Source organism: Xanthomarina arctica, from assembly GCF_014638915.1.
Classification (GTDB): Bacteria; Bacteroidota; Bacteroidia; order Flavobacteriales; family Flavobacteriaceae; genus Xanthomarina; species Xanthomarina arctica.
This window is the reverse complement of sequence record NZ_BMFQ01000002.1, coordinates 421,321-440,041: the sequence shown is the minus strand read 5'-3', so window position 1 is coordinate 440,041 and position 18,721 is coordinate 421,321. Positions and strand designations below refer to the sequence as shown.

The 18,721-nt window shown below is 32.0% G+C and carries 20 protein-coding genes; 7 read left to right on the top strand and 13 right to left on the bottom strand.

Annotated elements, in window-relative coordinates; all coding sequences use genetic code 11:
* Position 1: 1 nt before the first annotated feature.
* On the top strand, positions 2-1,039 hold the full coding sequence (locus tag IEV77_RS08225; RefSeq protein ID WP_188463694.1) for a formimidoylglutamase: 1,038 nt from the start codon (positions 2-4) through the stop codon (positions 1,037-1,039).
* A complete protein-coding gene (locus IEV77_RS08220; protein WP_188463692.1) occupies positions 1,014-1,478 on the top strand; it encodes a GNAT family N-acetyltransferase in 465 nt (154 codons plus the stop codon). The genes IEV77_RS08225 and IEV77_RS08220 overlap by 26 nt, the downstream gene beginning before the upstream one ends.
* 36 nt (positions 1,479-1,514) lie before the next feature.
* Here the strand turns inward: IEV77_RS08220 and IEV77_RS08215 are convergent, their stop codons facing one another.
* The 3 genes from IEV77_RS08215 to aceB all read right to left on the bottom strand — a co-directional run bounded on the left by IEV77_RS08215 (position 1,515) and on the right by aceB (position 6,201).
* Entirely contained in the window at positions 1,515-2,699 is a 1,185-nt protein-coding gene (locus IEV77_RS08215; protein ID WP_188463690.1) for a pyridoxal-phosphate-dependent aminotransferase family protein, read from the bottom strand.
* Positions 2,700-2,901: 202 nt separating this feature from the next.
* Positions 2,902-4,527 (bottom strand): isocitrate lyase, encoded by a 1,626-nt coding sequence (locus tag IEV77_RS08210; protein ID WP_188463688.1) that lies wholly within the window; start codon positions 4,525-4,527, stop codon positions 2,902-2,904.
* Between the two features lie 75 nt (positions 4,528-4,602).
* Positions 4,603-6,201 carry a malate synthase A gene (aceB, locus tag IEV77_RS08205; RefSeq protein ID WP_188463686.1) on the bottom strand — a complete coding sequence of 533 codons (1,599 nt, stop codon included), beginning with the start codon at positions 6,199-6,201 and terminating at the stop codon, positions 4,603-4,605.
* Between the two features lie 119 nt (positions 6,202-6,320).
* On the opposite strand from aceB, the gene IEV77_RS08200 reads away from it, so the two are divergent.
* From IEV77_RS08200 to IEV77_RS08185, 4 genes are all read left to right on the top strand, one after another.
* Entirely contained in the window at positions 6,321-7,796 is a 1,476-nt protein-coding gene (locus IEV77_RS08200; protein ID WP_188463684.1) for a helix-turn-helix domain-containing protein, read from the top strand.
* Between the two features lie 43 nt (positions 7,797-7,839).
* Positions 7,840-8,766 (top strand): MBL fold metallo-hydrolase, encoded by a 927-nt coding sequence (locus IEV77_RS08195; protein ID WP_188463682.1) that lies wholly within the window; start codon positions 7,840-7,842, stop codon positions 8,764-8,766.
* A gap of 83 nt (positions 8,767-8,849) precedes the next feature.
* Positions 8,850-9,092 carry a hypothetical protein gene (locus tag IEV77_RS08190; protein WP_188463680.1) on the top strand — a complete coding sequence of 81 codons (243 nt, stop codon included), beginning with the start codon at positions 8,850-8,852 and terminating at the stop codon, positions 9,090-9,092.
* 8 nt (positions 9,093-9,100) lie between these two features.
* Positions 9,101-9,301, top strand: a complete 201-nt coding sequence (locus IEV77_RS08185; protein ID WP_229736618.1) for a hypothetical protein — start codon at positions 9,101-9,103, stop codon at positions 9,299-9,301.
* A 62-nt stretch (positions 9,302-9,363) separates the two neighbouring features.
* On the opposite strand, the gene ettA is transcribed toward IEV77_RS08185, so the two are convergent.
* The 7 genes from ettA to IEV77_RS08150 form a co-directional block, all read right to left on the bottom strand.
* Positions 9,364-11,055, bottom strand: coding sequence for an energy-dependent translational throttle protein EttA (gene ettA / locus IEV77_RS08180; RefSeq protein ID WP_188463676.1), 1,692 nt, complete (start codon positions 11,053-11,055; stop codon positions 9,364-9,366).
* Complete coding sequence (locus tag IEV77_RS08175; RefSeq protein WP_188464823.1) at positions 11,055-11,237, bottom strand: CAL67264 family membrane protein; 183 nt, start codon at positions 11,235-11,237, stop codon at positions 11,055-11,057. Before IEV77_RS08175 ends, ettA begins: the two co-directional genes overlap by 1 nt.
* 100 nt (positions 11,238-11,337) lie before the next feature.
* Complete coding sequence (locus tag IEV77_RS08170; RefSeq protein ID WP_188463674.1) at positions 11,338-12,057, bottom strand: pirin family protein; 720 nt, start codon at positions 12,055-12,057, stop codon at positions 11,338-11,340.
* Positions 12,058-12,106: 49 nt separating this feature from the next.
* Positions 12,107-12,544: a MarR family winged helix-turn-helix transcriptional regulator gene (locus IEV77_RS08165; protein WP_188463672.1), complete on the bottom strand. Its 438-nt coding sequence runs from the start codon at positions 12,542-12,544 to the stop codon at positions 12,107-12,109.
* Between the two features lie 4 nt (positions 12,545-12,548).
* On the bottom strand, positions 12,549-12,830 hold the full coding sequence (locus tag IEV77_RS08160) for a GNAT family N-acetyltransferase (protein WP_188463670.1): 282 nt from the start codon (positions 12,828-12,830) through the stop codon (positions 12,549-12,551).
* Positions 12,831-12,832: 2 nt separating this feature from the next.
* The gene (locus IEV77_RS08155; protein ID WP_188463668.1) at positions 12,833-13,363 is read right to left on the bottom strand and encodes an NADPH-dependent FMN reductase; all 531 of its coding nucleotides are present in this window, start codon (positions 13,361-13,363) and stop codon (positions 12,833-12,835) included.
* A gap of 1 nt (position 13,364) precedes the next feature.
* Positions 13,365-13,721, bottom strand: coding sequence for a DoxX family protein (locus IEV77_RS08150; protein WP_188463666.1), 357 nt, complete (start codon positions 13,719-13,721; stop codon positions 13,365-13,367).
* A 156-nt stretch (positions 13,722-13,877) separates the two neighbouring features.
* Here IEV77_RS08150 and IEV77_RS08145 point away from each other — a divergent pair, with 156 nt between their 5' ends.
* Entirely contained in the window at positions 13,878-15,506 is a 1,629-nt protein-coding gene (locus tag IEV77_RS08145) for an acyl-CoA carboxylase subunit beta (protein ID WP_188463664.1), read from the top strand.
* 52 nt (positions 15,507-15,558) lie between these two features.
* On the opposite strand, the gene IEV77_RS08140 is transcribed toward IEV77_RS08145, so the two are convergent.
* From IEV77_RS08140 to IEV77_RS08130, 3 genes are read right to left on the bottom strand one after another with little or no spacing between them, the layout of a single operon-like run.
* Entirely contained in the window at positions 15,559-16,635 is a 1,077-nt protein-coding gene (locus IEV77_RS08140) for an AMP-binding protein (RefSeq protein ID WP_188463662.1), read from the bottom strand.
* Between the two features lie 6 nt (positions 16,636-16,641).
* Positions 16,642-17,625, bottom strand: coding sequence for a CPBP family intramembrane glutamic endopeptidase (locus IEV77_RS08135; protein ID WP_188463660.1), 984 nt, complete (start codon positions 17,623-17,625; stop codon positions 16,642-16,644).
* Between the two features lie 3 nt (positions 17,626-17,628).
* On the bottom strand, positions 17,629-18,663 hold the full coding sequence (locus IEV77_RS08130; RefSeq protein ID WP_188463658.1) for an o-succinylbenzoate synthase: 1,035 nt from the start codon (positions 18,661-18,663) through the stop codon (positions 17,629-17,631).
* Positions 18,664-18,721 lie beyond the last annotated feature (58 nt).

The following is an 18,721-nucleotide window of genomic DNA, read 5'->3' as shown; positions in this document are numbered from 1 at the left end:
AATGGATGACAAACTTATTTTATTTAATAACGCTAGTTTAAAAAAGCTTCTTAAAAAAAGACCAGCAGAATCCAAATTTGGTGAACGCATAAAAATGCTTTCAAACATTTCCAATATATACGAAGAACTTAAAGTTTTGGACGTCGATTACGTAATTATTGGTTTGCCCGAAGACGTAGGAGTTTTCGCAAATTACGGCAAACCAGGCACTTCCGCTACTTGGGAAGCTACAATTAAAGTTTTGTTAAATATCCAAGACAATGCTTTTACTCATCCAGATAAAGTTTTGATTTTAGGTCATTTAAACTGTGAATCTTTTTTAAAAAAACTAACTAAACTCGATCAAAGTGTTCCAAAAGATGTTGCGAAAGCCAGAAAATTAGTTTCTAAAATTGATACAGAAGTTTCAAACCTCGTTTATCAAATAATTAAGGCAGGTAAAAAACCAATTATTATTGGTGGTGGTCATAACAATGCTTATGGTAATTTAAAAGGTAGTTCCTTAGCACTAGATTCTCGAATGAATGTTGTTAATTTCGATGCACATTCAGATTTCAGAAAAGAAGAAGGGAGACATAGTGGTAATGGTTTTTCTTACGCTTTTTCTGAAGGATTTCTAAGAAAATATTTCATTTTTGGCTTGCATGAAAATTACACATCCTTAAATATTTTCAAAACTCTTGACAGTATTAAAACTATAGCTTACAATACGTTCGAATCCATTGTAGTTAGAAAAGAATTAAAATTTAAAAAAGAAATGTCGCAGGCACTAAATTTTGTTTCAGACCATCCCTTCGGAATTGAAATAGACTGCGATGCCATACAAAACATTCCTAGTAGTGCCATGACTCCAAGTGGTTTTAGTGTGAATGAAACCAGACAATTTGTTTCCTTTTTTGGAAAAGATAGCAATGCAACCTATTTACATATTTGCGAAGCCGCTCCTACTCCCGAAACCGAAGCACAAATTGGTAAACTTATTACCTATTTAATAACTGATTTTATAAGAGCCAATGCGAATAGAAATAATTCCATTTAATGAAGCTTATTCCAAAGATTTCTATAAATTAAATATTGAATGGTTAAAAACCTATTTTTATGTTGAACCGTTTGATGAAGAGGTTTTAAGCAATCCTGAAAAACACATTATACACAAAGGGGGTTTTATCTTTTTTGTCTTGTTAAACAAACAAGTAATTGGTACCGTTGCGATGATGCCTATGCTAGAAAAAGGTTCTTTTGAACTTACTAAAATGGCTGTTTCGCCAGAGTTTCGCGGACTTAAAATTGGTCAGAAACTGATGCATCATTGTTTAGATTACGCCAAGGAAAACCAATTTAAACGTCTGGTTCTCTATTCAAGTAGAAAACTTGAAAACGCTATTTATATTTATAAAAAACATGGTTTTTTTGAAGTTCCAGTAGAAGCTGATTGTCACTATAAACGTTGTGATATTAAAATGGAATATCCGTTATAAAAAATACGTTTCAAAATATGAAACGTATTTTTTTAGTTAAAGATTATACTCATTTATTTTTAAAAGTTCATTTTGAAATGCTTGAATGCTTTTTCCTGCTTCCATTGAATGCCCCAATTCTAATAAAGTACGTTCTAAAGCACCTAATACTGAGATCAGATCGTTTGAAGAAACCGATCCCATATGACCAATTCTGAAATAAGTTGCTTTTATTTCTGGCAACAATCCGCCTGCAATAATGATATTATTTTCAATCATTTTTGCACTAAATTTTGCGCCATCTATACCTTTAGGATAGTAAATTGCTGTTAAAGTGTTGGCTGCTATTTTATTTGATTTTGGTAGTATCTCTAAATGTAATGCAGCAATTCCTGCTCTAAAAGCCTTTGCTAAACTTTGATGCCTATTTATGCGCTTGACCATACCTTCTTTACTTATAATTTTCAAGCTAGTTTCTAAAGCCACAATCAAATTAACTGGTGGTGTTCCAAAATATGAAGGTCTTCTTTCTTCGTAAGCTTTCATTATTGGTAACCAATTATTCCAATCTGCATAGTAATTACTTACAAGTGTTTTTCTATTCTGCCATACTTCTATCGCTTTTTCAGAAGCTATTAAAAGCGCAAGTCCTGGCGGAACACCGATGGCCTTTTGAGATGCTGTTAAGACCACATCAAGTCCCCATTCATCTTGTTTTATTTCTTCACCTGCAACCGAGCATACACCATCTAGAATACTTAATGTATTATATTTTTTGGCTAAGGCCGCAATAAATTTCGGTTCCACCAATATTCCTGTAGATGTATCTACATGGGTCATAGTTAAGGCTTTGTATTGTTTGGAATTCAGTTCCTCTTCAATTGCCTCAAGACTTACTGTTTCACCAATTGGAGCTTCTAAAATAGTGGTATTTGCTCCATAACGCTCCAAAATATCTTTAAATCGTTTCCCAAAATATCCAGTTGAAATAACTAATACATTATCTCCTTGTTCTATCAGGTTAGCAACTGCCATATCCATGGATAGGGTTCCAGTTCCAGCAACAATAAATGGTTGCCCTTTTGGCGATTTCCATACGGTTCGCATGAGCTCCAAGCTGTTTCCAAAAATCTCAATAAAATCAGGTGAGACATGACTATCAGTAGGAATGCTCATGGCGTGTAATACATCTGGTTCAAATTCTATAGGACCAGGAATCATTAATAATTTTCTGCCTTTCATTTATTTTTTATTAATTTAATAATTTAAATTTATTGATTAGAATGCCATCTGCATCCATATAAATATAGTTTTGTTTCCAAAAGAACGAAAAATAGAATCGACACTACATAGTTATAAGTAATGATTAAAAAACTTGTATAAAATGATAAATTTAAAAAGGCAACATGCGTACATGTTGCCTTCCTCAATTTATAAATTAGATTTATTTATCTAAAACAAGTTCGCGCTTAGGCTCACTTGTTTTAACTTCAAATTGATTTGAGGTGTTGTTTTCGCCACCAGCTTTTAAAGCTTTATCGCCAGCAAAGAAGGTTTTATGGGCATCGCCCAAATCGGAACCCGCCATGCGTTGATGCTTCACACAAGAAACACCTTTTCTAATTTCTTTTCTCTGAACTCCCTTCACATAAGCTAACATGCCTTCTTCAGCAAAATAACCTTCGGTTAAATCGTTCATATGAAGAGCTGTTGTATGATAGGTTGGCAACGTAATTAAATGATGAAAAATACCTGCTTCTTTAGCACTATCACTTTGGAAAGTTCTAATTTTCTCATCAGCACGATGGCATAATTCTGACCCATCATATAGTGAATCCATTAAATTATTTCTATCGTATGCAGTCATATCTTCTCCTTCGGCAAGCATCTCTTCATAGGCTTGATTACGGAAATTTAAGGTCCAGTTAAATGATGGAGAGTTATTGTAAACCAATTTTGCATTAGGCATTACTTCTTTAACTCTGTTTACCATATGTGCAATTTGCTTCACATTAGGTGTTGGTGTTTCTATCCATAACAGGTCTGCTCCATTTTGAAGACTTGTAATACAATCTAAAACCACACGATCAATATTAGAGCCATCTTTAAATTTATATAAACCATTTGCTAATCTAACTGGTCTCACCAGTTTACCATCTCTTTTAAGAAGAACATCATCTTCTTTAGCATCAGTAATGGCTATTTCTTCTGCTTCTACAAAAGCTAAATATTGAGAGGCTAAATCTCCAGGTTTCTGACTTACAGGTAATTTCTGAGTTAAACTTGCGCCTTCAGAATCCGTTCTAGCTACGATGATTCCGTCGTCAACTCCCAACTCCAAAAAGGCGTATCTAATAGCGTTTAATTTGGCTATAAAATCTTCATGAGGTACTGTAACTTTCCCATCTTGATGTCCGCATTGCTTTGCATCAGATACTTGATTTTCAATTTGAATGGCACAAGCGCCAGCTTCAATCATTTTTTTTGTTAACAAATAAGTGGCTTCTTCATTTCCAAAACCGGCATCAATATCGGCAATAATTGGAACTATGTGTGATTCAAAATTATCAATTTGATATTGAACGTCTTCACCTTTTTCAAGTCTTTTAAATAAATCATTTAATTCTATAGCATCCGCCTGACGTAAAAAATCATAAATTTCTTTTATTAAAGAAGGAACAGCTGTTTTTTCGTGCATGGATTGATCTGGCAAAGGTCCAAATTCTGAACGTAAGGCCGCCACCATCCAACCAGAAAGATATAGGTATTTTTTACTTGTTGTTTTATGATGTTTTTTAACCGCAATCATTTTTTGTTGTGCCACAAAACCATGCCAGCAACCTAAAGATTGCGTGTAATTAGAAGAATCCACATCGTATGCAGCCATATCTTCTCTCATGATGGCAGCCGTATATTTTGCGATATCTAAACCTGTTTTAAATCGATTTTGAGTAACCATTCTAGCCGCACTTTCAGGATTTATTGCATTCCAAGTGTTACCGTACTTTTCTTTAAGATCTTTTACAGTCTGTAGAGCAGAACTATAATTGCTGTTTGATAAATTTTTCATAATTTTGTGATACGTTATTAAATTTTTAATAATTAGATCCTGTTGAATGTTCGAGCATTCGCAGGGTTTTTTTTGTTATATATAATGATAAGCAGATTCTGTTAAAAATTCTTCGAAATTGTCTGACAATACGAGTTTATCAAATAATTTTATAGCTAATTCGAATTTGGTGTTTTCTATATTTTGTTCACCTACTTCGGTTAAGATTTTTTCAATTTCTTCATCAAAAATGGCCATATAAAGCTCTAAACTGAGTTTTCTGCCATCCTCTAATACCACCTCATTTTTAAGCCATTGCCAAATTTGAGTTCTAGATATTTCCGCTGTTGCGGCATCTTCCATTAAATTATATAATGCCACGGCTCCATGTCCACGAAGCCAAGCTTCCATATAAAGAATTCCAACATTAATGTTTTTTCTAAGGCCTCCTTCTGTTACTGTTCCTTTAGGGATTTCAAGTAAATTTTCTTTTGTTACCTGTACATCTTCCCTTTTAACATGTAGTTGATTTTCTGTAGGCATGTATTTATTAAATTCCTGAAGTGCAACATTTACTAATGCAGGGTGGGCAACCCAAGTACCATCATGCCCATTTTTAACTTCTCTTTCTTTATCCACTCTCACTTTTTCCATAGCAATGATATTAGCATATTCATCATTTTTAATAGGAATTTGAGCCGCCATTCCACCAATAGCTAAAACACCTCTTTTATGACAACGCTGTATAACTAGCTTAGAATACGCATCCATAAATGGTGAAGTCATAGTTACTTGATCTCTATTTGGGACTATAAAATTTTGGTGATTTCTTAATTTTTTTATATATGAAAAAATGTAATCCCATCTTCCACAGTTTAAACCTACGATATGGTCTTTTAGTTCGAAGATAATTTCGTCTAATTGAAAACTTGCAGTAATGGTTTCCACTAAAACTGTTGTTTTAAAAGTACCTTTTGGAACATTTAAATAATCTTGTGCAAATTCGAAAACTTGATTCCACCAGCGAGCTTCTAAATAATGTTCTAATTTTGGAAGATAAAAATATGGGGCAGTGTGATTTTTTAATAATGTTTTAGTATTATGAAACACATATAACCCAAAGTCTAATAAACTTCCTGAAATTTCTTCGTTATTAATTAATAGATGTTTTTCATTTAAATGCAAGCCTCTTGGGCGAACTAATAAGACAGCTGTGTCTTTGTTTAATTCGTAAGATTTATTTCGTTTAGAATCCAAAAGCGAAATTGTTTTTTTATTCGCATCCATTAAATTCTGCTGTCCCTCAATATTGTTTTTCCACGTTGGCGCATTGCTGTCTTCCAAATCTGCCATAAAAGTTTTGGCTCCAGAATTAAGGGCATTAATTACCATTTTTCGGTCAACAGGACCAGTTATTTCAACTCTTCTATCCAATAAGTCTTTAGGAATTGAACCTGCAACCCATTCTGACTCTCTCATGTTTTTAGTTTCTGTAGGGAAATCTGGAAAATTACCTTTATCAAAAAATGCTTGTTGCTTTTTTCTTGATTCTAATAATTCCAATCTACTATCATTAAATTTTTCATGTAACGCCATTATAAATTCTAATGCTTCATCAGTTAAAATTTCAGGGTAATAATTGGTAACCGCTTTTGAGAATTGAATTTTTGATTGAACTAATAATGTGTTTTCCATGTTGTTATTATTTTTCTTCTACAATGATAAAACAAACATTTTAGAAAAACAAGCGAACGTTCGCTAAATATCAAAATTCGCAAAATAGATAAGTACGCAAAAAAAGTTATCTTTGTTTTATGGAAGAAGAATACATTAAACTTATTTTTGGATTAAAACTAAAGCAGAAGCGCTCTGAAAAGAATTTATCACTTTTTGGATTATCAAAACTTTCTGGTTTATCAAAGTCTTATTTAAATGAAATTGAAAAAGGAAAAAAATATCCAAAACCTGATAAAATATCTATTCTTTCTGAAAAATTAGATATTCCATATGATCAAATGGTTTCTTTAAAATTAGATAAGAACTTAGCTCCCATTGGTGAAATATTAAAATCCAAAATACTTAAGGAAATACCTTTAGAGCTTTTTGGAATAAAGGAAAGTAATTTAATAGATATAGTGGCGAATGCACCAGCAAAAGTCAATGCTTTTATTAGTACTATTATAGAAATAGCTCAAAATTACAATTTCAGTCGTGAGAGTTTTTATCTTGCCTCAGTTCGTTCTTTTCAAGAAGCAAATAATAATTATTTTGATGATATTGAGCAAAGCGTTTTAGCATTTGCAAAAGCTTATCAAATAGATTTAATGCAACCTATAACATCAACAGAATTAGAAGAGATTCTTATTGAAGAATTTGGTTATACAATCAATCAAACCGAACTCGATAAACATCAAGCTTTGGATAATCTACGTTCCGTTTTTGTACCAAAAACAAAAACATTGCTTCTAGCAAATAGAATGGATGAAGCACAAAGAACTTTTATCTATGCTAAAGAATTAGCTTATAATTTTTTAGAATATAAAGAGCGCCTTTATACCTTTTCATGGATTAAATTTGAAAATTTTGATCAAGTTCTTAATAATTTTTACGCATCATATTTTGCTGGCGCCTTAATATTACCAAAAGAGATTTTAACTCAAAAACTGAATTCTTTATTCAGTAAGAAAACATTTGATGAAAACTTATTTCTTGATATCATCCAGTCTTTTAATGCTTCGCCTGAATCATTTTACCAACGCTTAACCAACATATTACCAGAAGAATTTAACATCCAAAATCTATTCTTTTTACGTTTTACACATCGAAAAGATTCAGAAAAATTTCATTTAAAGAAGGAATTACATTTATCTCATCAACATTCACCTACTGCCAACGAAACCAACGAGCATTATTGTAGACGTTGGGTTTCTTTAAATGTTTTAAAGGAAATAAGTACTTCAAAAAAAGATCATATTTTCGATATGCAAATTTCGAATTACCCCAGTGATAATATGAGTTATTTAATATTATCTTCGGCAACAAAAGATCCATTTAGAGAGCATTATTTTAGAAGTATTAGTATTGGTTTGTTAATAGACAAACAACTTAAAAAGAAATTAAATTTTTTAGCCCATACTAAAATTCTAAAACAAGATGTTGGTGTTACTTGCGAACGTTGTGCAATAAAGGATTGTGAAGTAAGACAAGCACCTGCAATACGCTTAGAAATTCAAGCAAAAAATAAACAAATTGAATTAGTTGTTGAAGATTTAAAAAATAGATTTAGTTAAGTTATATATAATTTTTAATTTTATTCCCCAAATACTTAAAACCATGAAAGTCAAAATTTTCACATTATTATTTATTTCAGTTTTCATAATTAGCTGTAAAAAAGAATCAAAAAAACAAGAAATAGAAATTGAAAATATTATAATCAAAGATTCTATTCCACCAGAAATTGTTATTGATTCCGTTTTAGTAGATTCTGTTATTATTGAAGAAATTAAGGTTGTCCCGCCCGAGCCTGTTAAAAAGCCTGTAGTAAAAAAGCACAAGAAACCAGTTTCAAATAAGGAAAACAGTTTTACAAAAAACGACATTAAATTTAGTCCTATTGAACATGCAACCTTGGTTATAGAGTATAATAACTCAACGATTTATGTAGATCCAGTTGGAGGAAAAGAAGCCTTTAAAAATTTTAAAGCCCCTAACTTTATTTTTATCACAGACATTCATGGAGATCATCTAGATGTAAAAACTTTAGAAGCTATAAACACTCCAAATACCCAAATTATTGGTCCGGCAGCAGTTAAAGCAAAATTGCCAGCTTCATTATTGAAAAATTTCAACACATTATTTAGTGGTGTCAGTAATAATTTTTCTACTTCAAAAATGTCTTTAGATTTTGAAGGTGTTGCCATGTATAATATTCGTGAAGAGGCAAAAAAATACCATCCTAAAAATCGTGGGATAGGTTATATTTTAACAATTAATAAAAAACGCATTTACATTTCTGGAGATACAGAAGACACTTTTGAAATGCGTCAATTAAAAAATATTGACATCGCTTTTATTTGCATGAATTTGCCATACACCATGCCTGTAAAAAGTGCTGCTAGTGCTGTATTAGATTTTAAACCTAAAATAGTATTGCCATATCATTATAAAGGTACTGACGGATTTAGTGATGTAAAAAAGTTTAAATCGTTAGTAAACAAGGGCAATAGGAAAATTGAAGTTGTTCAATTGGATTGGTATTAGCCACTTAGGGTTTTAATAACTAGTTGTTTAGTTAAAAAAAATGTTTATATTTGGAAAGCTATTAACCAAATCAAGTACCTACAATGTCGCAAGTATTATTTCTAACGGAATTTCTTTCCTTTCTGCTTATAGAACAATCAAGTATTGTTTTGGCATTATCGATTTCAGTACTTTTTTTCTTGATTCTCTTAATTTTAGGTTGGAGAAAATCTTATAAGTTAAAAAAAGAAAGTCATGAATTAAGCGAAAACTTTACTATAGACAGTGAACAAGATAACAAAGATTATAAGGATTTTACTGATGGCCACATGTATGATAATCATTAAATAATTTTATGGAAACAGTTATCTTTTTAGCAATATTCAATATGATAGTTTTACTAATTGCTATTAAAACAAAAAAGTATTTATATACTATAACGCCTGAAAAACAATGGAGTAAAGAAATAGAAGAGTTTGATAAGAACTACAAAATTATAGAAAACATTGATGTTGATAATTATACATTAGGTTCAGGTCATTTATATGAAAAGTAATAACCTAAAATAAAAAAAGCCTCGAAAATTCGAGGCTTTTTTTATATCAAAATATTAGAAAACTATCTAACTAATTTTCTGTATTTAATTCGTTTTGGCATTAAATCTCCACCAAGACGTTGTTTCTTATTCTCTTCGTAATCACTAAAACTTCCTTCAAAGAAATACACATCTGAATTTCCTTCAAACGCAAGAATATGTGTACAAATTCTATCTAAAAACCATCTATCGTGAGATATGACTACTGCACATCCTGCAAAGTTCTCTAGACCTTCTTCCAAAGCTCTAAGCGTATTTACATCCAAATCGTTTGTTGGTTCATCCAAAAGTAATACGTTACCTTCTTCTTTTAGAGTCATGGCTAAATGCAATCGGTTACGTTCTCCACCAGATAGCATTTTAACTTTTTTATTTTGCTCACTCCCACTAAAATTGAATCGGCTTAAGTAAGCGCGAGAGTTAACTTGCTTTCCTCCCATCATAATCAATTCTTGCTCATCGCTAAAATTTTGCCAGATAGATTTTTCTGGATCAATATTAGAATGTGCTTGATCTACATAAGCAATTTTAGCAGTTTCACCTACTTTAAATTCGCCCTTGTCTGGTGTTTCTTCACCCATAATCATTCTAAAGATTGTAGTTTTTCCAGCTCCATTCGGGCCAATAATTCCTACAATTCCAGCTTGAGGTAGATTAAAGTTTAAATTATCGTATAATAATTTATCGTCGTAACCTTTACTAACGCCAACGGCTTCAATAACATTTGTTCCCAAACGAGGTCCATTTGGAATATAAATTTCCAGTTTTTCGTCTAATTGTTTTTGATCCTGACTTAATAATTTATCGTAATTTTTTAAACGTGCTTTTTGTTTGGTTTGTCTTCCTTTAGCACCTTGTTTTACCCATTCCAGCTCTCGCTCTAATGTTTTTTGACGCTTAGAAGCTGTTTTCCCTTCTTGAGCCATACGTTTCGATTTTTGATCTAACCAAGATGAATAATTTCCTTTCCAAGGAATTCCTTCCCCTCTATCCAATTCTAAAATCCAACCTGCTACGTTATCCAAGAAATATCTATCGTGCGTTACAGCAATAACAGTTCCTTTATATTGGGCTAAATGATGCTCTAACCAATGTACAGATTCCGCATCCAAGTGGTTGGTAGGCTCATCCAATAATAAAACATCTGGTTCTTGTAATAATAATCTGCATAAAGCTACACGTCGTCTTTCTCCTCCTGAAAGTACTCCAATTAATTTATCACCATCTGGAGTTCTTAAGGCATCCATGGCAATTTCTAATTTTGTATCTAATTCCCAAGCATCTGAAGCATCAATCTGATCTTGTAAAACAGCTTGTCTGTTCATTAGCTTTTCCATTTTATCTGAATCGCTATAAACTTCTTCTAGACCAAACATGTCATTAATTTTATTGTATTCATCAAGAATAGCAACTGTTTCAGCGGCTCCTTCTCTTACAATTTCCATAACCGTTTTGGTTTCATCCAGCTTAGGTTCTTGCTCTAAATAACCAACTGTATATCCAGGAGAAAAAACAACATCACCTTGATAATTGTTATCAATTCCTGCAATAATTTTAAGTAAAGTTGATTTTCCAGAACCGTTGAGACCTAAAATTCCAATTTTAGCTCCATAGAAGAAACTTAAATAAATATTTTTTAAAACTGGTGTGTTTGCACTTTGATATGTCTTGGTTAAACCAGACATTGAGAAAATTACTTTTTTATCGTCGCTCATTACATTCTTCCTTTTAAAGCATTAAACACCCAAGCTATAGCAAAAAATCCGACTCCTACTGCGGCAAATCCCCAGCCAGCAACATCATCATATCTAAAAGCTCCTAGAGCAATCAGTGCTAATCCCACAAAAATCATAATCGAGGTAGCCCATGCTAAAACCGTATTTTTATTCATTGACATAATATAAATTTCGTTTTGATAGTTAGTAAACACAAATATCGTGATTTTACTAAAAAAAGCACCTATTAAAGGTGCTTAATTATTTCTATTAAAAAAAAATTTAATGCAATGGAACTTCAATGAACAATAATTCTGAATTATCATTTGCATGGATTACAAAATTTTCAGAATCCGAAATACCCATAGCGTCTCTTAGCTCTAAAGTTTCATTTTCAATAGTTATATTTCCAAAAATAGTCATGACATATACCCCATGATTCTTATTTTTAAATTGATATTCAAAAGATTTACCATTATCTAAATCGATACGTGAAATTGTGGCATCTTGATTTATTTTTAAACTTCCTTCATGATTTTCATCTATAGAACTAACTAAAATCTGCAATTTGTTTTTTCGATCTTCCTTTTGAAATCTTTTTTGACCATATCGTGGTTCCACGTTTTGCTTATTAGGAATCACCCAAATCTGGAACAAACTTAAATGCTCATCTACCGAACCATTAATTTCAGAATGCTCTACTCCTGTCCCAGCACTCATAACCTGCACTTCTCCTGGCAAAACTTGTTGCCAATCTTGATGCATGTTATCTCTATGTTTTAATATACCACTCAACGGAATGGTTATAATTTCCATATTATCATGTGCATGAGTTCCGAAACCCATTTTGGGAGCAATAACATCATCGTTTAAAACTCTCAATGCTCCAAATTGCATTTTATCTTTATCGAAATAATTTGCAAAACTAAACGAATGATTGGCTTGCAACCATCCATGATTCACCTGCCCTCTGCTATCTGCTTTATGTACTATTGTTTTCATAATCTGCGTCTTTATTTATTTTCCATGGAAAATATTTCATTAAAAAAAGCTATCTAATTTTATCTAGTAAGTCACTAAGTTGAGATGCTTCTTCTTCGGTTAAATTTTCTAATAAATCGTTTTTAAAATTTTTAGCTATTTCTTCTAATAATTCGATACCCTCTGGAGTTATTTCAATGTGAACCACTCTTCTATCTTCAGGACATGGGATTCGTTCAATCAGTTTTTTAGCACATAACTTATCCATTAAACGAGTAGCATTAGGCGCTCTTTCCACCATCCTTTCTTTAATAGTCTGCACTTTAATAGCCTCTCCTGCACCTTTTAATATTCTCAAAATATTATACTGTTGTGGAGAAATACCGAAGGGTTTAAAAAATGCAATTTGATGGCTATTAATCAAATTTCCAGTATAAATAATATTCAATAAAGCTTTTACCTTATTGTTTGGAAACGACGTGTTTAAATCTTTTGAAATATCTCCCATAATCTTAAGCTAATCTATCTGAATATTCCGTTTTCTTCTCAAATACAGCTTTAGCATAGGAACAAGTTGGAATTGTTTTTAGATTTTTATCTCGCATAAATTCTACTGAAGCTTCTATTAACTTATATCCAATACCTTGACCTTTAAGTTTATCTGACACCTCAGTATGATCTATATTTATTTTATCATCACCTACATATACATAAGTCATTTCAGCTTCTTGTTTCCCATCTACTAAAATATAGAATTTTCCTTTTTTACCGTTATCTTCATGTTCTATTTTCATTGTTACAAAGCGTTTTTAAATTGTTCAACCTTCATTTTTAAATCCTTGTTTAACTCCTCATTAATAATCTTTCCTTCAGCAAAGTTTGCTCCAAAAGAAGGGAAGGAAAAATCTGCAATTATTTGAGCATCATGTCTTGGAAATCTATCAATTGCCATAGCTAAAACAGACGCTCCTCCTCTTGCTCCTGGAGATGTAGCCATTAAAAGCATGGGTTTATTCATAAATGTTTTTTGTTCTGCTCTCGACATCCAATCAAACAAATTTTTAAAAGCAGATGAATAAGCTCCATTGTGCTCTGCTAAAGATATAATGATGCCATCTGTTTCTCTAATTTTATCTAAAAACATGTGAACATTTTCTGGAATTCCTTCTTCCTTTTCTAAATCTACACCAAATAGAGGTAAATTATAATTGTTTAAATCTAAAACTTCTATAGAGGTGTTTTCTAATAATTGAGAAGTATAAATAGCTAACTGTTTATTTATCGAATTTTTACTATTGCTTCCCGCAAAGGCTATGATTTTTTTCATTTTACTTATTTAATCTTTTATTAAAAATGTAAGATACTAATAAAAGCACCATGGCCACAACTGAAGCACCTTGTTCTCCATCTCCAATCATGACATGTGCAAAAAATGCTAAAATAAATGCGAAAAAGAAACCAGAATAAGCCCATTCTTTTAAAACCTTAAAGTTAGGAATCCATAGAGTTATTAGACCTAATAATTTTAATACGGCGTATGGATAAATAATATAGGTTGGATAGCCAAAATTAGTAAACATGGCTGCTACAGCTTCATGATTAAAAAAATACATACTTACTGAATACAATAATATGACACTAAGCAATCCAGTAGCGGTGTAAAAAATAATTTTATCTTTTTTCATTTTAAATAGTTATATAATTAGAATACAAATGTACAATAAAAATAATTAGTTTCCAAGGAAACTAATTCCATGTAGTATAATTTGATTTAGCAATAATGAGTTTAGCTCTTTCACGAGACTAACAACTTTTGTATTTTAGCGGCAAACATCATTTATATGGACATTAACTTCAACAAAAACGAAGATCACAATAAACTTTTAGTATCCGATTTAAAAAAACGATTTGCCCAAGTTAAACTTGGTGGAGGAGTTAAAAACATTGAAAAGCATCATTCCAAAGGTAAAATGACTGCCAGAGAGCGCATTGATTACCTATTGGATGCTAAAAAAGACAGTATTGAAATTGCGGCTTTTGCGGGAGAAGATATGTACGAAGAACATGGTGGATGCCCTTCTGGAGGCGTTGTTGTAAAAATTGGTTACATAAAGGGAAGACAATGTATTGTTGTAGCAAATGATGCCACAGTAAAAGCTGGAGCGTGGTTTCCTATTACTGGAAAAAAGAACTTAAGGGCTCAGGAAATTTCAATTGAAAACAAATTGCCTATAATTTATTTAGTGGATTCTGCTGGAGTTTATTTGCCACTACAAGATGAAATATTTCCTGATAAAGAACATTTTGGACGTGTTTTTAGAAACAATGCCATTATGAGTAGTATGGGAATTACCCAAATTGCCGCAGTTATGGGAAGTTGTGTTGCTGGAGGAGCTTATTTACCAATTATGAGCGACGAAGCCATGATAGTTGATAAAACCGGAAGTATCTTCTTAGCTGGAAGTTATTTAGTTAAAGCGGCTATTGGTGAATCTATAGATAACGAAACCCTTGGTGGCGCAACAACTCATTGCGAAATTTCTGGGGTTACAGATTATAAAGCAAAAGATGATAAAGATGCTTTAGACAGAATTAAAAATATTATTGATAAAATAGGCGATTTCGATAAGGCTGGTTTTAATAGAGCCGATTCTAAAAAACCACAAGAAAATCCAGAAGATATTTATGGTATTCTTCCTAAATCTCGTGCAGATCAATATGATATGTACGAAATTATTAAGCGTTTAGTAGATAAATCTGAATTTGATGAATACAAAGCTGGTTATGGAAAAACAATTATAACAGCATATGCTAGAATTGATGGTTGGGCAGTTGGAATTGTTGCAAATCAGAGAAAATTAGTAAAAACCAAATCTGGGGAAATGCAATTTGGAGGTGTTATTTATAATGATAGTGCTGATAAAGCTACCCGTTTTATTGCCAATTGCAACCAAAAGAAAATACCTTTAGTGTTTTTGCAAGATGTCACTGGTTTTATGGTTGGAAGCAAAAGCGAACATGGTGGTATCATTAAAGATGGTGCTAAAATGGTAAACGCTGTTAGTAATAGCGTGGTACCAAAATTCACAATTATACTAGGTAATAGTTATGGGGCTGGAAATTATGCTATGTGTGGAAAAGCTTACGACCCTAGATTAATAGTTGCTTGGCCAAGTGCCGAACTAGCTGTTATGAGTGGTAATAGTGCCGCAAAAGTATTATTGCAAATTGAAACAGCTTCTCTAAAAAAGAAAGGTGAAGTGATTACCAAAGAAAAAGAAGACGAGTTGTTCAATAAAATAAAAGATCGTTACGACAAACAAGTATCTCCATATTATGCAGCTTCTAGAATTTGGACCGATGGCATTATAGATCCATTAGATACTAGAAAATGGATTAGCATGGGAATTGAAGCAGCAAACCACGCTCCTATTGAGAAAAAATTTAACTTGGGAGTTATTCAGGTATAGAAAACATTCAGGTTTAAAAAAATGCCTTCTAAAAAATTAGAAGGCATTTTTTTTATATCGATGCTAAGGTTTGCAAACGCTGAATTTTTCCAGAATCAGTTTCTAAAAATTTTGAAATTGCGTAGATTTTCTTTGGAATTTCATAAGCATCCAAACCTTCAAAAACGGTGGTTGGTAACTTATTATTTTCTGCTTCTATTATAAGAATAAGCTTCTCTCCTAACTTTTCATCTGTTTCAGAGGCAATAAAAAAGCGATTTTGAATCTTAGCTTTTAATTTTTCTTCAATTTGCTCAGGGAAAAATTTAATTCCTCCTGAATTAATCACATTGTCAAATCTTCCCAACCATTCAAAAGATGTTTTTGAATGTAATTTAACCATATCATTCGTAATTATTTGGTTTTCGGATAGCTCTGGCGCATCAATTACCAAACATGTTCTCTTGTCTTGGGAAATTTTAATATTCGGAAGTGTTTCGTAATAAGAGCTTTCTATTGGGTTAGAGTGACTATTTGTAAAATTATTTATTTTTTTAACAGCAATATGAGTGACCGTTTCTGTCATGCCATAAGTAGCATAAACCTCCGTTTTTAAAGTTTGTAGTTCAGATACAAGTTTAGAAGACAAAGGAGCTCCCCCAACAATTATCTTTTTAATATTATTGAGTTTTTTTAGGTTGCTTTGCAATTGCATAGGAATCATGGCACAAAAATCGTACTGCTTTTCGGTATTAAAATGCAAAAGGGTTGTTGGTTCAATAATATCAATTTCAAGACCTAAAATAAAAGCACGAACCAACATCATTTTCCCAGCAATAAATTGCGTTGGCAAACAATGCAAAGCGGTATCACCCGGTTTTAAATCGAAATAATTACCAGTAGCAATGGCAGAATAAACCATGGCTTGTTTTTTAATCTTTATGGTTTTTGGTTTCCCTGTAGTACCAGAAGTTTGGGTTTTTATATAATCTTTAGAATCTAACCAATCTGATAAGAACATACCAAGTTCTCTTTCAAAAGGCTCTCCTTCTTTAATAAAACTGTAAGCTACTTCCTTTAAATCTTCATGAGAATAGGTTCCATTATTTAATTTAAACTTATTGTGTACTTTATCGAAATCTGGAATCAAAATTTTTTAATTTAAAAGGTTATTATCTTCACTTGTAGGTTCAACTTGTATTGTTTCAAGAAGAGGCTCTTCCACAGAACCAAACAATTTATCTTTCCAATTAGTCCAATTATATTTCTTTGAAAAAATGAATAACAACAAAGGAAAAATTATAAAAACTGGCATAAAAATCTCTGTAAAGCTTGCCGAAGTGGGTTCCGACATATCCTTTAAAACGGAATGTGTCTGAAAAGCTGTCCAATCTGCTGTGACCAATAAAGCAGTAAATAAATTATTAGCCGCATGAAAACCAAGAGCTAATTCCATACCGTCATCCATTAGAGTCATTATTCCTAAAAATAATCCTGTTCCAATATAATAAACCATAATAACGTAACCCAGTTTTTCGACTTCCGGATTTGCTATATGTAACATTCCAAAAACAAACGACGTTGTTATTAAAGGAACCCATTTATTCTTGGCTAAAACACCAATTCCTTGCATTAAATATCCTCTAAACAGATATTCTTCAAAACTGGTTTGTAATGGTACTAAAACAACTGCAATGACACATAGAATTAAAAAAGGTTGCAATTCAAAATTTATAACATAATCTTCTGGCGTCAAATAGTAATCAAGCATAATAAAACCAGTACTAACAACTCCCCATAGTAAAAAAGCAAACCAAATTCGTTTCCAATCTATCTTAGTTCTAGCTGTAGTTAAAGATGTGATGCTTTGTTTGTGAAGGAATTTTGCAACAAGAAATAAACCTACTAACCCGATAGCAAAAGATAAAAGCATTAAAAACAAATTGAGATTGGATTCCAACATCCCCATCATTTGGGTTTCATCCAGACCAAAAATACTGTCCCCGTTGCTAATGGCTTTCATAAAAACAGCAACTGTAAATGGAATCTGACCAATTACAACAGCAATAACTATAATGATTAATCCAACTAAATATCGCCACCAATCGTGCAACACATTAAAAGCTTGAGCTATATACATATTTTATAAATTAAAATTCCAGTTTTTATTTTTTTGATACTGCAATGTACCATTTTTTACTTTTAAAGGCGAGTCAAAATTATTGGTAAATAGACTTCCTGTTCCAAGCCCTTGGGGCAACATACTTTTCAAGGTGTAAGTCCATTGAGCAATAGCATTTAAACCAACGTTACTTTCTAAAGCACTTGTTATCCACCAACCTATTTTCTGTTTTTCTGCCAAATTTATCCAATCCATACTTCCAGTAAAACCACCAACCAAACTAGGCTTCAAAATAATAAATTGAGGGTTTATGGTTTGTAATAATGCCTCCTTTTTTTCTTTTGAAAAAACGCCAATCAATTCTTCATCCAGAGCTATCGGCAATGGAGAATCCTCACATAATTTTGCCATCTCTTGAACTTGACCTTGTTTTATAGGTTGTTCTATGGAATGAATTTCTAATTCTGAAAGAATCTTAAGTTTTTCTAAAGCTTCTAATGGCGAAAAGGCTCCATTAGCATCGACTCTTAATTCAATATCTTTTGAAGAAAATGTTTTTCTAATAGATTTTAAAAGTTGTAATTCCGTTTGAAAATCGATTGCCCCAATTTTCATTTTAATACAGGAAAAACCAGCTTCAATTTTATCTGTTATCTGCTGTTTCATAAAAGTTTCACTTCCCATCCAAATCAAGCCATTAATAGGAATGGCATCTGAACCCTGAGTGAAATTTGAAGGAAATATTTTAAAAGGATCTTTACTTTCCAAAGAAGAAAAAGCGGTTTCCAGTCCGAATTGAATGCTTGGAAACTCAACAAGTTTGTTTAATAAAGCCTGTAATCCTAACTCAATATTTAAGCAAGTCCATTTTAATGTCTCTTCATATTCTGATACGTCGTCTATACTAAGTCCACGAAACAAGCCACATTCTCCAACTCCAGTTTTACCATCCCTTTCAAGAATTAAAAACCAAGTTTCCTTAGTTTTTAAAACACCTCTAGAGGTACCACTAGCCTGTTTAAAATTTAAAATATACTTTTGGTAGGTTGCTTTCATAATCAGTTTCAAAAATACTCAAAAATTTTTGTACATTAGTCTACATAATATATTAAAT

What these genes read in the sequence shown, in the direction of transcription:
- IEV77_RS08225 (WP_188463694.1), top strand. Translation starts at nt 2, where the DNA reads ATGGATGACAAACTTATTTTATTTAATAACGCTAGTTTAAAAAAGCTT.
- IEV77_RS08220 (WP_188463692.1), top strand. Translation starts at nt 1,014, where the DNA reads ATGCGAATAGAAATAATTCCATTTAATGAAGCTTATTCCAAAGATTTC.
- IEV77_RS08215 (WP_188463690.1), bottom strand. Translation starts at nt 2,699, where the DNA reads ATGAAAGGCAGAAAATTATTAATGATTCCTGGTCCTATAGAATTTGAA.
- IEV77_RS08210 (WP_188463688.1), bottom strand. Translation starts at nt 4,527, where the DNA reads ATGAAAAATTTATCAAACAGCAATTATAGTTCTGCTCTACAGACTGTA.
- aceB (WP_188463686.1), bottom strand. Translation starts at nt 6,201, where the DNA reads ATGGAAAACACATTATTAGTTCAATCAAAAATTCAATTCTCAAAAGCG.
- IEV77_RS08200 (WP_188463684.1), top strand. Translation starts at nt 6,321, where the DNA reads ATGGAAGAAGAATACATTAAACTTATTTTTGGATTAAAACTAAAGCAG.
- IEV77_RS08195 (WP_188463682.1), top strand. Translation starts at nt 7,840, where the DNA reads ATGAAAGTCAAAATTTTCACATTATTATTTATTTCAGTTTTCATAATT.
- IEV77_RS08190 (WP_188463680.1), top strand. Translation starts at nt 8,850, where the DNA reads ATGTCGCAAGTATTATTTCTAACGGAATTTCTTTCCTTTCTGCTTATA.
- IEV77_RS08185 (WP_229736618.1), top strand. Translation starts at nt 9,101, where the DNA reads ATGGAAACAGTTATCTTTTTAGCAATATTCAATATGATAGTTTTACTA.
- ettA (WP_188463676.1), bottom strand. Translation starts at nt 11,055, where the DNA reads ATGAGCGACGATAAAAAAGTAATTTTCTCAATGTCTGGTTTAACCAAG.
- IEV77_RS08175 (WP_188464823.1), bottom strand. Translation starts at nt 11,237, where the DNA reads ATGTCAATGAATAAAAATACGGTTTTAGCATGGGCTACCTCGATTATG.
- IEV77_RS08170 (WP_188463674.1), bottom strand. Translation starts at nt 12,057, where the DNA reads ATGAAAACAATAGTACATAAAGCAGATAGCAGAGGGCAGGTGAATCAT.
- IEV77_RS08165 (WP_188463672.1), bottom strand. Translation starts at nt 12,544, where the DNA reads ATGGGAGATATTTCAAAAGATTTAAACACGTCGTTTCCAAACAATAAG.
- IEV77_RS08160 (WP_188463670.1), bottom strand. Translation starts at nt 12,830, where the DNA reads ATGAAAATAGAACATGAAGATAACGGTAAAAAAGGAAAATTCTATATT.
- IEV77_RS08155 (WP_188463668.1), bottom strand. Translation starts at nt 13,363, where the DNA reads ATGAAAAAAATCATAGCCTTTGCGGGAAGCAATAGTAAAAATTCGATA.
- IEV77_RS08150 (WP_188463666.1), bottom strand. Translation starts at nt 13,721, where the DNA reads ATGAAAAAAGATAAAATTATTTTTTACACCGCTACTGGATTGCTTAGT.
- IEV77_RS08145 (WP_188463664.1), top strand. Translation starts at nt 13,878, where the DNA reads ATGGACATTAACTTCAACAAAAACGAAGATCACAATAAACTTTTAGTA.
- IEV77_RS08135 (WP_188463660.1), bottom strand. Translation starts at nt 17,625, where the DNA reads ATGTATATAGCTCAAGCTTTTAATGTGTTGCACGATTGGTGGCGATAT.
- IEV77_RS08130 (WP_188463658.1), bottom strand. Translation starts at nt 18,663, where the DNA reads ATGAAAGCAACCTACCAAAAGTATATTTTAAATTTTAAACAGGCTAGT.